This window comes from Mycobacterium paraffinicum (assembly GCF_025822865.1).
Taxonomy (GTDB): domain Bacteria; phylum Actinomycetota; class Actinomycetes; order Mycobacteriales; family Mycobacteriaceae; genus Mycobacterium; species Mycobacterium paraffinicum.
Map to the genome: position 1 here is coordinate 196,326 of NZ_JACKUR010000021.1, position 12,509 is coordinate 208,834.

General features: G+C 66.2%; 14 protein-coding genes. 11 read left to right on the forward strand and 3 right to left on the reverse strand.

Annotated elements, in window-relative coordinates; translation table 11 throughout:
- Positions 1 to 17 precede the first annotated feature (17 nt).
- From H7J89_RS09490 to H7J89_RS09520, 7 genes are all read left to right on the forward strand, one after another.
- Positions 18 to 659, forward strand: coding sequence for a DJ-1/PfpI family protein (locus tag H7J89_RS09490; RefSeq protein ID WP_264042625.1), 642 nt, complete (start codon positions 18 to 20; stop codon positions 657 to 659).
- A gap of 144 nt (positions 660 to 803) precedes the next feature.
- The gene (gene rpsF / locus H7J89_RS09495) at positions 804 to 1,094 is read left to right on the forward strand and encodes a 30S ribosomal protein S6 (RefSeq protein ID WP_061557737.1); all 291 of its coding nucleotides are present in this window, start codon (positions 804 to 806) and stop codon (positions 1,092 to 1,094) included.
- 112 nt (positions 1,095 to 1,206) lie between these two features.
- Entirely contained in the window at positions 1,207 to 1,725 is a 519-nt protein-coding gene (locus tag H7J89_RS09500) for a single-stranded DNA-binding protein (protein WP_264042632.1), read from the forward strand.
- A 37-nt stretch (positions 1,726 to 1,762) separates the two neighbouring features.
- The gene (rpsR, locus tag H7J89_RS09505; RefSeq protein WP_066950849.1) at positions 1,763 to 2,017 is read left to right on the forward strand and encodes a 30S ribosomal protein S18; all 255 of its coding nucleotides are present in this window, start codon (positions 1,763 to 1,765) and stop codon (positions 2,015 to 2,017) included.
- A gap of 41 nt (positions 2,018 to 2,058) precedes the next feature.
- Positions 2,059 to 2,517, forward strand: a complete 459-nt coding sequence (gene rplI, locus H7J89_RS09510; RefSeq protein WP_264042647.1) for a 50S ribosomal protein L9 — start codon at positions 2,059 to 2,061, stop codon at positions 2,515 to 2,517.
- 519 nt (positions 2,518 to 3,036) lie between these two features.
- A complete protein-coding gene (gene dnaB, locus H7J89_RS09515; RefSeq protein WP_264042655.1) occupies positions 3,037 to 4,413 on the forward strand; it encodes a replicative DNA helicase in 1,377 nt (458 codons plus the stop codon).
- Positions 4,414 to 4,563: 150 nt separating this feature from the next.
- The gene (locus tag H7J89_RS09520) at positions 4,564 to 5,541 is read left to right on the forward strand and encodes an alpha/beta fold hydrolase (RefSeq protein ID WP_264042663.1); all 978 of its coding nucleotides are present in this window, start codon (positions 4,564 to 4,566) and stop codon (positions 5,539 to 5,541) included.
- A 90-nt stretch (positions 5,542 to 5,631) separates the two neighbouring features.
- Here the strand turns inward: H7J89_RS09520 and H7J89_RS09525 are convergent, their stop codons facing one another.
- Positions 5,632 to 6,663, reverse strand: a complete 1,032-nt coding sequence (locus H7J89_RS09525; protein ID WP_264042680.1) for a fused (3R)-hydroxyacyl-ACP dehydratase subunits HadA/HadB — start codon at positions 6,661 to 6,663, stop codon at positions 5,632 to 5,634.
- Between the two features lie 163 nt (positions 6,664 to 6,826).
- Here H7J89_RS09525 and H7J89_RS09530 point away from each other — a divergent pair, with 163 nt between their 5' ends.
- Positions 6,827 to 7,816 carry a glycoside hydrolase family 6 protein gene (locus tag H7J89_RS09530; protein ID WP_264042689.1) on the forward strand — a complete coding sequence of 330 codons (990 nt, stop codon included), beginning with the start codon at positions 6,827 to 6,829 and terminating at the stop codon, positions 7,814 to 7,816.
- A gap of 138 nt (positions 7,817 to 7,954) precedes the next feature.
- Positions 7,955 to 8,257 carry a hypothetical protein gene (locus tag H7J89_RS25900; RefSeq protein WP_372513750.1) on the forward strand — a complete coding sequence of 101 codons (303 nt, stop codon included), beginning with the start codon at positions 7,955 to 7,957 and terminating at the stop codon, positions 8,255 to 8,257.
- Positions 8,258 to 8,278: 21 nt separating this feature from the next.
- Here H7J89_RS25900 and H7J89_RS09535 read toward each other — a convergent pair whose 3' ends face one another.
- Complete coding sequence (locus tag H7J89_RS09535; protein ID WP_264042697.1) at positions 8,279 to 9,106, reverse strand: mycofactocin-coupled SDR family oxidoreductase; 828 nt, start codon at positions 9,104 to 9,106, stop codon at positions 8,279 to 8,281.
- A gap of 212 nt (positions 9,107 to 9,318) precedes the next feature.
- On the opposite strand from H7J89_RS09535, the gene H7J89_RS09540 reads away from it, so the two are divergent.
- Entirely contained in the window at positions 9,319 to 10,236 is a 918-nt protein-coding gene (locus H7J89_RS09540) for an LLM class F420-dependent oxidoreductase (RefSeq protein WP_264043787.1), read from the forward strand.
- Positions 10,237 to 10,487: 251 nt separating this feature from the next.
- Here the strand turns inward: H7J89_RS09540 and H7J89_RS09545 are convergent, their stop codons facing one another.
- On the reverse strand, positions 10,488 to 11,339 hold the full coding sequence (locus tag H7J89_RS09545) for a LysR family transcriptional regulator (protein WP_264042704.1): 852 nt from the start codon (positions 11,337 to 11,339) through the stop codon (positions 10,488 to 10,490).
- Positions 11,340 to 11,510: 171 nt separating this feature from the next.
- Here H7J89_RS09545 and H7J89_RS09550 point away from each other — a divergent pair, with 171 nt between their 5' ends.
- Positions 11,511 to 12,470, forward strand: a complete 960-nt coding sequence (locus H7J89_RS09550; protein ID WP_264043788.1) for a DMT family transporter — start codon at positions 11,511 to 11,513, stop codon at positions 12,468 to 12,470.
- Positions 12,471 to 12,509: the final 39 nt, after the last annotated feature.

Below are 12,509 nucleotides of genomic sequence, written 5' to 3' on the forward strand. Positions count from 1 at the left end.
TGGGGGAAAGTGGCGCCGTGACTCTGGTCGCCGTCCCGTTGTTCCCCCGCGTGACCGCGCTCGACGCGGTGGGGCCCTACGAAGTCTTGCAGCGCATCCCGTCGGTCGAGGTGGTGTTCATTGGTCACCGCCGGGGCGAGGTGCGCACGGAAAACGGGATGCTCGGCCTCACCTGCGACGCGAGATTCGACGAGGTCACCTCGCCGGATGTGGTGCTGTGCCCCGGTGGGATCGGCACGCGCCAGCTGATCCACGACGGCACCATCCGCGAATGGCTGCAAGCGGTGCACCCGACCACGACCTTCACCACGTCGGTGTGCACCGGTGCGCTGCTGTTGGCCGCCGCGGGCCTGCTCGACGGGCTCACCGCCACGACGCATTGGCGCGCCAGAGACCTGCTCAACCAGCTGGGCGCCCGGTACGTGCGGGACCGGGTCGTCGAGCACCTGCCGCAGCGGATCATCACCGCCGCGGGGGTGTCCAGCGGGATCGACATGGCCTTACGACTGGTCGAGCTCCTGGTGGACCGCCAGGCCGCGCAGGCCGCTCAGCTGCTCATCGAATACGACCCGCAGCCGCCCTTCGACTCGGGCGCCCTCGCCAAGGCCGATCAGGCGACGGTGGACCGGGCCACCGAATACTTGGACGCGCGGCAATAGCCGGATTGCTCGAGCGGCCGGATCCGTCGCGATTTTGGAGGCCAACCCACCCATCCGGTAGCCTGATGCGGTTGCCGACGCAGGCGACCCTCCTGCCACGGAACGACCGTGGCCGCGAAGACCAGAGGAGGTGGTGAGGTTTCCATGCGTCCATACGAAATCATGGTCATTCTTGACCCCACGCTCGACGAGCGCACTGTTGCTCCATCTTTGGAGACGTTCCTCAACGTCGTCCGTAAGGACGGCGGATCCGTCGACAAGGTCGACATCTGGGGTAAGCGCCGGCTGGCCTACGAGATCGCCAAGCACGCCGAGGGCATCTATGTCGTCGTTGACCTGAAGGCGGAGCCGGCGACGGTCTCCGAGCTCGACCGCCAGCTGAGCCTCAACGAGTCGGTCCTGCGCACCAAGGTGATGCGCACCGACAAGCACTAACACCCGTGGCCGAGTCGCGGGCCCACCGTCGGTGGACTTGCGTAGGCTCAGCCAGGACACGTGCCATTTACCGTCGGAGAAGCGAGTAGCAGGGCGGAACGAGGAGGAAATTGTGGCTGGTGACACCACTATCACCGTTGTCGGAAACCTGACCGCCGACCCCGAACTGCGGTTCACCCCGTCCGGTGCCGCCGTCGCGAATTTCACCGTGGCGTCTACGCCCAGGATCTTTGACCGCCAGAGTTCGGAATGGAAAGACGGTGAGGCGCTGTTCTTGCGGTGCAACATCTGGCGCGAGGCTGCCGAGAACGTCGCTGAGAGCCTCACCCGCGGCTCACGGGTGATCGTCACCGGCCGGCTCAAGCAGCGGTCCTTCGAGACGCGCGAAGGCGAGAAGCGCACCGTCTTCGAGGTCGAGGTCGATGAGATCGGGCCCTCGCTGCGGTACGCCACCGCCAAAGTCAACAAGGCCAGCCGCAGCGGCGGCGGTGGTGGCGGCGGCGGCTTCGGCGGCGGAGGCGGGTCCCGTCAGGGATCGGCGCCGGCGAGCAACGCACCGGCCGACGACCCATGGGGCAGCGCCCCGGCATCCGGGTCCTTCGGCGGCGGCGACGACGAACCGCCGTTTTAAAAAACTTCAACAGTAAGAAACGGAAAGAAAGACAGTCATGGCTAAGTCCAGCAAGCGACGTCCGGCTCCGGAAAAGCCGGTCAAGACGCGGAAGTGTGTCTTCTGCTCGAAAAAGGGGCAAGCGATCGATTACAAGGACACCGCATTGCTGCGCACCTATATCAGTGAGCGCGGCAAGATCCGGGCGCGGCGCGTCACCGGCAACTGCGTGCAGCACCAGCGCGACATCGCGATCGCGGTGAAGAACGCCCGCGAGGTGGCGTTGCTGCCCTTCACCTCCTCGGCGCGATAGCCGGCGCATTCATTTAGGACCGAAGCGAAAGTACGAAAACGATGAAGCTGATTCTGACGGCCGACGTCGACCACCTCGGTACCGTCGGCGAGACGGTCGAGGTCAAGGACGGCTATGGCCGCAACTTCCTGCTCCCACGCGGTCTGGCGATCCTCGCCTCGCGCGGCGCGCAGAAGCAGGCCGACGAGATCCGCCGTTCCCGCGAAGGCAAGGCGGTGCGCGACCTCGGGCACGCCAACGAACTCAAGACCGCGATCGAGGCGCTGGGCCCCGTCCGGCTGCCGGTGCGGACCGCGGCCGACTCCGGGAAGCTGTTCGGCTCGGTGACGTCCGGTGACGTCGTCGCGGCAATCAAGCAGGCCGGCGGACCCAACCTGGACAAGCGAATCGTGCGGCTGCCCAAGTCGCACATCAAGGCTGTCGGCACCCACCCGGTATCGGTGCACCTGCATCCCGAGGTCGACGTCGAGATCGCCCTCGAGGTCGTCGCGGAGAGCTAAGCCTCCCACGTTTGCTCTTTCCCGGCGGCGGCCCTCATCGGCCGCCGCCGGGCTTAGTTGTGCTGCCGTCATGCGGCCCGGCCTCATCGCGGACCCGCGTCCTAGCGAACGATCGCTACGGGGTGTCCGGCGGACCCTATTTACCCTGCCGTAACGCTGCGAAAATATGGCCGAAAGCCAACACGCCCGGCGCAGTAACCTGCGGCGACACGCCGTAGAGATTCTTGTCCACACGGATTTCCTGGCGTTACATGGCCCTTAACAGCACCGATGTCAGAGCCCCTTGAATTCATACACAGGTTCTCCACACCCCACTCAACACAGGTGTCGAAGGATATGCACACACGATGCACAGGTTCATGAACAGCGGCCCTTTCACCTACTAGCCAGCAACGTCTAACGTCGTCCCGGCGCGAGGCGTGCGAGTGCTGTGGGACGAAAGTGTCGGCTCCTTGACTTACGCTGACGAGAGCGGTTTTCGAATGTACGTTCGGATGCGTGGCAGGGGAGGAGGGGTCCATGGCGGTCGTCGATGACTTGGCGTCGGGCATGGATTCTTCGGCGCCCAGTGAGGACTTCGGCCGTCAGCCACCGCAGGATCTCGCGGCGGAGCAGGCGGTGCTGGGCGGCATGCTGCTGAGCAAGGACGCCATCGCCGATGTGCTGGAACGGTTGCGACCCGGCGACTTCTACCGCCCCGCGCATCAGAACGTCTACGACGCCATCTTGGACCTCTACGGCCGTGGCGAGCCGGCCGACGCGGTGACGGTGGCCGCGGAATTGGACCGCCGCGGGATGCTTCGTCGCATCGGCGGGGCGCCATACCTGCACACGCTGATCTCGACCGTGCCCACGGCCGCCAACGCGGGCTACTACGCGACCATCGTGGCCGAGAAGGCGCTGCTGCGCCGGCTGGTGGAGGCCGGCACGCGCGTCGTGCAGTACGGCTACGCGGGCGCCGAGGGCGCCGACGTGGCCGAGATCGTCGACCGGGCACAGGCGGAGATCTATGAAGTGGCCGAGCGGCGGACGTCGGAGGACTTCGTTCCGCTGGAGGACCTGCTGCAGCCGACGATGGACGAGATCGACGCCATCGCCTCCAACGGCGGTATCTCGCGCGGCGTACCGACCGGCTTCACCGAACTCGACGAGGTGACCAACGGTCTGCATGCCGGGCAGATGATTATCGTGGCGGCCAGGCCTGGAGTCGGGAAATCGACGCTTGGACTCGATTTTTTGCGGTCCTGCTCGATCAAGCACCGGCTGGCCAGCGTCATCTTCTCGCTGGAGATGAGCAAGTCCGAGATCGTCATGCGCTTGCTGTCGGCGGAGGCGAAAATCAAACTCGCCGACATGCGTTCCGGTCGCATGAACGACGACGACTGGACGCGGTTGGCGCGGCGGATGAGCGAAATCAGCGAGGCGCCACTGTATATCGACGACTCGCCGAACCTGACCATGATGGAGATCCGCGCCAAAGCGCGCCGGCTGAAGCAGAAGGCCGACCTCCGTCTGGTCGTGGTCGACTATCTGCAGCTGATGTCGTCGGGCAAGAAGGTCGAGTCGCGCCAGCTCGAGGTGTCCGAGTTCTCGCGCCAACTCAAACTGTTGGCCAAGGAGCTCGAGGTTCCCGTGGTCGCGATCAGCCAGCTCAACCGCGGCCCCGAGCAGCGCACCGACAAGAAGCCGATGTTGTCTGACCTTCGTGAGTCGGGATCGCTGGAGCAGGACGCCGACATGGTGATCCTGCTCAACCGGCCCGACGCGTTCGAGCGGGACGACCCGCGTGGGGGAGAGGCGGACTTCATTCTCGCCAAACACCGTAACGGCCCGACCAAGACGGTCACCGTCGCGCATCAGCTGCACTTGTCGCGTTTCTCCAACATGGCGCGGTAGGGCAGAGGTTGTGCAGGGTTCCGATTTTCGCTGGGCTTCGGCCCAGTCGGCGCATGTCATGTGGTCTGGTCCCGCCAGCGCGGTTGCTGACTGACGCGTGAAGCAGCACGGATATGGTGAACGCGTGCTGGACCACTACGATCGCGGTTCATGACCGAGGGGACATCTGGACCTGCGTATGCACAAGCACAGGCCAGCGAGATAGCACCGCTCGATATTGCTGGCTCCGGCGTCCTGCCGCCCGTCGCTGCCCGGGTGCGCCGACTTTTCTGGGCGCTTGAGCGGTTGGCGCCCTCTCTGGGATCGCGGTGGGCAGTCGAGTTGTGGTGCACCCCGCCGGTTCTTGAGTCGAGTCTGAAAATGCCGCCGGGCGTGCCACCGGGTAGATCGATCGAAGCGTTCTGGGATGGGCACCGGGTCGCTGGGGAGGAATGGGGCGAGGGGCCGCCGGTATATCTGGTGCACGGATGGGGCGGCCAGCGCGCGCATTTGGCGGTGTTCGTCAAACCGCTGGTGGAGGAGGGGTATCGGGTCATCGCGTTCGACCTGCCGAGCCACAACGAATCGGATCCGGGTGCGCTCGCTCCCGGGCGCACCACCGCCATCGAGTGTGCCGACGCGATTGCGGCGATGATCGAGACCCATGGGCCGGCACACGCGGTGGTTGCCCACTCGCTCGGCGCGAACTCGACGGCACTGGCTGCGGCTCAGGGCGCACAGGTAGGGCGCTTGGTTTTCTTGGCACCAATGGGCGAATTTCCCCTCTATCTCGATTGGTTCGCCGCGCGCCACGGCTTCGGGCGCCGGATCCGTTCGGGCCTGCACCGTCGCCTTGAGGCCCGGATCGGTATGCAGCTGCATGAGACGAACCTGACGTGGAACGGTCGACTAGCCAACCATCCGCCGCTGCTTCTCATCCATGACCCCGACGACCCGGACAGCCCCTATGCCGCCAGTGAGCGCGTGGCCACGGCATGGCCAGGCGCCCGCCTGCTCACCACGCGAGGGCTCGGCCGATTAGCGCATTACCGAATCTTGCGCCACCGCCCCGCAATTCGGGCCGGAATGGAATTCATTGGCCACCAAGCCGCTGATGCGAGCGCCGCAGAGCTACCCAGCATCAGTTAGCACGGTTGGAGCTTGGGTTTGGCTCGGACGCTCGCCATCGCGATAACGTCCTGGTCATTCTGAGGTGGCCCAGCAGCCGTGGTTCACCGGTCAGCGGAAGCGGACATTCAACGTCGCCAGGCCAAAGATCTTCCGGCCACCGGACTTCGCGCCGACAATGACGACACCGGTGCGGCTTGCCGGGTCCAGCGATTTGATCCGGCCGCTGTATTCGATGTCCGCACCCCCGGCGGCCGACACGATCACGGGCTGGGACAGCCGCACCGCGTAGCGGGTCACCGCACCGGGATCGCCCGACCATGCGGAGGCGAATCCGGCGCCCAAACCCATGGTGAGCATGCCGTGAGCGATCACATCAGGCTGCCCCGCCATCTTGGCAAGGTTCTCGTCCCAGTGCAGCGGGTTGGCGTCGCAAGCCACGCCGGCGTAGTTCACCAGGTCGCCTCGGGACAGTCGCGTGTGGTGCACCGGTAACTCGTCGCCGACATTTACGTCATCGAAGGACGGCGTCCCAGGGATACGGGTTGGATCTCCTTGGGCGATGCGAATCTCACCCTCGGGTCGCACCGTCTTTTGATAGGCCGCATCGGAGTAGTCGATTCCGGCGAGGTTGACGTCGTGCATCATCACTTGCTGCGCGGTCGTCCTGATCGCCGGATCGACATCCTCGGCAGTGACGCCGACGACGGTGGTGTGAAGCGTGTGCACGCGCTCTCCGGCTGCGTCGGTGAAAGTGTTGGTCACGGTGATCAGGTCTCTGCCTGCGATCCTGCGCACCGATGACAGCTCCACGTCGATGTCTAGTTCGTCGCCGGCGACGATCGGTCGGTGCTGCTCAAAGACCTCTTCGGTCTGCAGGTACATCTCGTAACCGATGACCACCGATTCGAACAGGTGCCGATTGGCTGCCATCGCCGGGGCCGACGTGAATGTCAGCGGCGCCACCAGGCCCGAATATCCCAGCTCAGCGGCCGCGGCGACATCCCAGTGCGCGGGGTGATAGTCCTGCACGGCACGAGCGAACTCGCGGATCTTCTCGCGGCCGACCTGGTATGTGTCGTCGACCTGGTAGTAATGGCCGACCCGTGATTCGAGCGCTGACGTTTCGGTTGCTGCGGTCATGAATTGCCCAACTTTTCTACTGGCCTGTTCACGGAGGCCGGCGAACGCACCCTAACGTGCACGATAGCCCTGACATGACGGCGGCTATGTCGTCATCATCCCTATGTCATCGAATTGCGGACCGGTTTCGCGCCCAACGCGCGGAGGCACTAGTTTCCCTAACGTGATGTCGTCAGCTGCTAGCGCTCTCGCGCGGTGGATCGCTTCCGTCCTGACTGTTGCGGCTGTCGCCGGCATCGGCCTGCTGCACGTTGCCCCCGCCCCAACGATGCGCTTGACCAGCGACGGAGATCCGCTGGCCGGTGCGCCGTTCTACGTCAATCCCAATTCGGCGGCCATGCGCGCCGCCCAGAGCGCCGACCCGCCCAGCCCCGAGTTGACCGCCATCGCCAACACCCCGCAGGCCTACTGGATCGTTCCGGGCTCATCGGCAGGCACGGTCGGAAAGTACGTTGGCGATGCGAACGCTGCCGGCGCCATCCCGGTCCTGGCGATCTATGGAATCCCACACCGTGACTGCGGCAGCTTCGCTGCGGGCGGCATGGGGTCGGGCGCCGACTACCGAGGGTGGATCGACGGCATCGCCGCCGGAGTGGGCGCCTCGCGGGTCGCGATTGTCGTCGAGCCCGACGCGCTCGCGATGGCCGATTGCCTGTCGGCTGACCAGCGTCAAGAACGCTACGACTTGGTCCGCTACGCCGTGGACACGCTGACCCGCGATCCGAACGCGGCCGTCTACGTCGATGCCGGTCATCTGCGCTGGCATAGCGCCGAGGACATGGCGGGCAGGCTGAAGCAGGCCGGCGTGGACCACGCGCGCGGCTTTAGCCTCAACACGGCGAACTTCTTTACCACCGAGGACGAAATCGGTTACGGTGAGGCGATTTCCGGGCTCACGAATGGATCGCACTACGTGATCGACACGTCGCGCAACGGCGCCGGTCCAGCTCCGGACTCCGAGCTCAACTGGTGCAACCCCAGCGGCCGGGCGCTGGGCACTCCGCCCACCGCGGCCACCGCGGGTGCCCATGCCGACGCCTACCTGTGGATCAAACGTCCCGGTGAATCCGACGGGTCATGTGGCAAAGGCGATCCGGCGGCGGGCACCTTCGTGAGTCAGTACGCCGTCGATCTGGCCCGCAAAGGCGGCTAGTAGACGGCGCTGCACGCGCAGGCCGCAACTGTCGGGGCGGCGTCGGCTGCGGCATTTCCGGTGACAGGTTCAAATGGCCGGCGAGCGTCAATTGCTGGCGTTACGCTCGGTGAATCGGCCAGGAGATTCGAGTTAGACATGAGCCATCTTGAGCGTCTCATCGGTGGGTTTGTCGCAGCCGGCGCGGTACTGATCGCCACCGGCAACTTCGTCGGACTACCCACTGCGTCCGCTGATCCGGTCTGCGGCGTGCCCGGAACGCCGCCGTGCGCGGGTCCTAGTCCGTTGACGCCCGAGCAGCAGTGCGCCTTCATCGCGTGGCGGTCGATGATGCCGTGCAACTGGCTCGGGGTGCAAGTGCCCGCAGGCACGCCCGGGAGTTGGGACAACCCGCCAGCACCTCCGCCGGGGCCGCCGCCACCGCCGCCGCCTCAGCCCTGACCCTCTGCCCGCCCCGGGTCGTCAGATCTTCAAATAGCCTTTGTCGGCCGGAATTTGGGCCGCGGTGACCAACGACGACGCGTCGCTGGCCAGCCAGACCACGATGTCGGAGATCAGGTCGGGCGCCGCCAGTGAGTCCGTCGGGAGCGCGCCCGGCGAGAAGCTGTGGATGTAATGCGGATGGTCCTGAAAGACCTGGTACATCGACAGGTCGTTGCCCATCGGGGTGTCGGTGCCGTACGGGTGCACCGAGTTCACGCGGATTCCGAACTCGCCGAGCTCGACGGCGAGGGAGTTGGTGAGTCCGACGACGCCGAATTTGCTTGCGCAGTAATGTCCGCAGCCCGGGACGGCTTTGACGCCCGCCGCGGAACTGATGTTGATGATCGATCCGCCGTTACCGGCCGCGATCATCGGCGGCACTACGGATTTCATGGTGTTCCACAGCCCGGTGAGGTTGGTGTCGATCGTCTCCTGCCATTGCTGGGGCGAAATCTCCCATACTCGGCCCCAATTCAGTACGCCGGCGTTGGCGACGACGATGTCGAGCCGGCCGAACTGTTCCATCGCATTCGCCACTACCCGCTGCTGGCCGGCCAGGTCGCGGACGTCCACCTCCGCGGCGAGCATCTTGCGGCCCTCGCCCTCCACCAAGCTGACGGTCTCGGCCAGGTCTTCCGGGAGAGCGGGGGGATAGCCGTTGTGTTCGGCGACCGGCGCGCACGCGTCGATCGCGACGATGTCGGCGCCCGCCCGGGCGAGTCGGACGCAGTGGGAGCGGCCCTGGCCGCGGGCGGCCCCGGTCACGTAGGCGACTCTGCCGGCGAGCGGCGCGACGGGATCGGTCATGCCGACAACTCCTTTGTGAGCGCCGCTGGCTGGGACTGGCCGCCCCGAACGGGCTTGTCGTCCCTAACAGCCTCCAGCGGCATTCGCGCACACTAGCGATATGTCTTCAAGCGGGTCAACGCTCCGTCGGGCGAGCGACATCACGGGTGCGAATTTCCGATCATGACGACGCGAGAGGAATGACGTTACCGGCGCCGCCGTTGGTTGTCGGTATGCCCAGCGGAATCATCCTCATGGCCCGTCCCGACGCTGCCAACCTTGTTGACGATGTGATCGACCAGGCCCGAGAAGCCTACGGGCACGGCGTTACCCAGGTGTGGCTGCCCCAGCAGCAGAACTACGACGCGATCACGCTAGCGGCGCTCGTCGGGGCTGCGGTCCCAGGACTGGGCGTGGGAACGTCGGTGGTCCCAATCAACCCGCGGCACCCCCTGATCGTCGCCTCATTGGCGCAGACGGCACAAGCCGCCGCGCACGGCAACTTCAGCCTGGGGCTCGGGTTGGGTGCACGCCAGATCGAACGCGAGGCATTCGGCACCGACTGGTCGAACACCATTACCCGATTACGGGAGCATCTGACGATCCTCGGGTCGGTGTTCGACACCGCCGGCGTCCACTTCCACGGCAGCGAGCTCAGCGCGAGCCCGACCTGGCCGGTGCAGGTCGCCGGCGGAACGCCGATCCCGGTGTATGTGGCTGCGATGGGCCCAAAGGCGTTGCGGGTCACCGGCGAACTGGCGGACGGAACACTGCCCTATCTGGCCGGCCCACGGACCATCGGCGAATTCATCGTGCCAGAGATCACCAAGGCGGCCGCCGATGCGGGTCGTCCCGCGCCGCGCATCATCGCCGCCGTTCCGGTGCTGTTGTCCGAAGATGTCGAGGAAGCCCGGGCCATCGCCGCGCTGCACCTGAGCCCTTACGAGAGCATCCCGTCGTATCGCAACGTGATCGCCAGGGAAGGACTCGCCAGCGCGACCGAGCTCGCCGCCATCGGACCCGAGGAACGTGTCGTGCGACAGCTACGCCGCTATCGCGACGCGGGCGCCACCGACGTGGTGATCAGCCCGATCGATCGCTCAGCGGCTGTTGACCGCGCGGCATTGTGGAGACTTACCGCCGCGTTGTGAACCGCCACTTACCCCGGCAAGGCCGTGCGACAGTTACCGGATGACAAGCGGCGCCTGGATAACTGGCGGCAGCTGCGCCGCGCGCTGTTGTTCGGTCCATTGGCACCGAGTTGATTTCGGCTGGAAGGCCCGACCCGCTGCCCGAAGCACCGGAGCGGTTCGGGCGCGAGGCCGCGCGTTCGGTGCCATCGACTCGAATCACCTGACGGGCGGGAAATACGGTACTGGGCGGCAGTGCAGCACGGCTGCGATTAGTCCGCGGCGGCCAGCACGTCACGCACCGCTTCGTCGACCGTGCTCAGCAGCTCCGGGTCTATGCCTGCTCGGCCGCGAACCAAGACCGATGCGTTATTGGCCGGCGGCAGTCCTTCGGCCGGGCACAGGCCGTCGGGCAGCTTGCCGATCGTCGGCAGCAGCGCCACTCCGAGCCCCGACCGTACCGCCGCGTACAGTCCGGACAGATCGCCGCACTCGGCGGCGATTTCATAGGCGATACCGTGGTTTTCGAGGATGGCGAAGGCCGGCTCACGCAGGGTGCACGGCTCGGAGAAGATCACCAGGGGGAGTGGCTCTCGCGCGGGCACGGCCAACGTTCGCGCCGAAATCCATTGCAGCCGAACGAGCCCGGAGGCGTTAGCGCGGTCCAGGCCCGCCCCGTCGAGCATGATCGCCAAGTCGACCAGCCCGCGTTCGATCGAGTCGGCCAGGGACACGTTGCGGTCCAGCCGGAAGCGGACCCGCCGGTCGGGGAGCCGATCCCGCAGCACGCCAGTCAGTCCGGACAGCATCACGTCCGCGCCGTGCTCGGTGGCCCCGATCGTCAGAAGCTTGGGTTCGGTCGCGCCCAGGTCGTCGAGCGCCGTGTCATGCGCGGCCAATATCGCGCGCGCGTGCCGCAGCGCTCTCAGGCCCGTCTCGGTGAACACGATGCCGCGGCCGGAGCGCTGGATCAGCGGCTGGCCGACAACGGTCTCAACTCTGCGCAGGTGCTGGCTGACCGCGGACTGACTCAGGTGCAGCGCCGCGGCGGCGCGGTGAAACCCGCCGCAGTCGGCGACGGCGACGAGGCTGCGCAGCGGCGCGATGTCCAGCACCTGGGCCATAGCTGCACCATAGTCCGATTAGGAATCTCGATCAATCGATATGCTCCTCATACAGGATTCGGTAACAGCACCAGTAGATCGATAAGGCATCACGATCAATCGCGATCAGGAATAATCGTTGGACTGTGAGCGTAGGTCTGGGCCAGCATGGGTCGCATGGACCTGCCACGGATGCCGCTGACCACCGCGTCGGCGGTAACGTTCTTCTACGCGCTCGGCTACCCCATCGGGGTGCTGGCGGTGACCGCCATGGCGCCCATGCCCGCGTTGGTGCTGCGATTCGGTTTGGCCGCAACGATTCTGGGGATATGGGCCGTGCTGGCCAAGGCGCCCTGGCCGCGAGGAGCGCAGCTCGGTCACGTCGCCGTGGTCGGCCTGCTCATTCAAGCCGTGCAGTTCTGCTGCCTCTACGAGGCCGTACAGCTCGGATCGCCGGCCGTGCTATGTGCGGTGGTGATCGCGATGAACCCGGTCGCCACGGCCATCCTGGCCGCCGTGTTCCTGCGCGAGCCGCTGGGGCCGCACCGGGTGGCCGCGCTCGGCTTCGGGGTCGTCGCGGTGTTGGCCGCATGCGCGCGAAGGCTGGCGGCTACCCACGGAGTCGATCCGGTCATCGTGCTGCTTGGGGTTGGGTTGCTTGGGCTTTCGGCCGGCGGCGTCTATCAGCAGCGGTTCTGCGCCGGTGTCGACTTTCGCGCGATGAGCGCACTGCAGAATGCGGTCGGGCTGATTCCCGCCGCGGGACTCGCGATGCTCACGCCCTTCACCGTGCACGACGGCCGGCAGGCGGTGATCGCGGTCGCCGGCATGGTGCTGTTGAACGCGACACTGGCGGTGAGTCTCTACGTCCGTGCCATCAATACCCATGGTGCCGCGGCGGTGGCAATGCTGTTCGCCGTCATTCCCGCGGTCGCCGGGGTGCTGTCGTGGCTGATGCTCGGTCAGCGCCCGGATGCCGGTGTCGCGGTCGGCCTGGTCCTGGGCGGCTTCGCCTGCTGGCTCAACAGCAGGGCATCCCGGCCGCGTCGCGCGGCGAAGGAGAGCGTGGAACCCATCCGGGCCGCAGAGGTGTCCGCGGTTGGCCAGCGGATTCACGCGCCGTGTGGGGCGTCATCTACTTCGCCGGGGTAGCGCTCGGTCGGACTTCGGATTTGCACGATCGGGGACGAG

Coding starts and splice junctions, on each gene's coding strand:
- H7J89_RS09545 (WP_264042704.1), bottom strand. CDS start 11,339: ATGGCCCAGGTGCTGGACATCGCGCCGCTGCGCAGCCTCGTCGCCGTC.
- H7J89_RS09535 (WP_264042697.1), bottom strand. CDS start 9,106: ATGACCGATCCCGTCGCGCCGCTCGCCGGCAGAGTCGCCTACGTGACC.
- rpsF (WP_061557737.1), top strand. CDS start 804: ATGCGTCCATACGAAATCATGGTCATTCTTGACCCCACGCTCGACGAG.
- rplI (WP_264042647.1), top strand. CDS start 2,059: ATGAAGCTGATTCTGACGGCCGACGTCGACCACCTCGGTACCGTCGGC.
- rpsR (WP_066950849.1), top strand. CDS start 1,763: ATGGCTAAGTCCAGCAAGCGACGTCCGGCTCCGGAAAAGCCGGTCAAG.
- H7J89_RS09550 (WP_264043788.1), top strand. CDS start 11,511: ATGCCGCTGACCACCGCGTCGGCGGTAACGTTCTTCTACGCGCTCGGC.
- H7J89_RS09540 (WP_264043787.1), top strand. CDS start 9,319: ATGCCCAGCGGAATCATCCTCATGGCCCGTCCCGACGCTGCCAACCTT.
- H7J89_RS25900 (WP_372513750.1), top strand. CDS start 7,955: ATGAGCCATCTTGAGCGTCTCATCGGTGGGTTTGTCGCAGCCGGCGCG.
- H7J89_RS09520 (WP_264042663.1), top strand. CDS start 4,564: ATGACCGAGGGGACATCTGGACCTGCGTATGCACAAGCACAGGCCAGC.
- dnaB (WP_264042655.1), top strand. CDS start 3,037: ATGGCGGTCGTCGATGACTTGGCGTCGGGCATGGATTCTTCGGCGCCC.
- H7J89_RS09525 (WP_264042680.1), bottom strand. CDS start 6,663: ATGACCGCAGCAACCGAAACGTCAGCGCTCGAATCACGGGTCGGCCAT.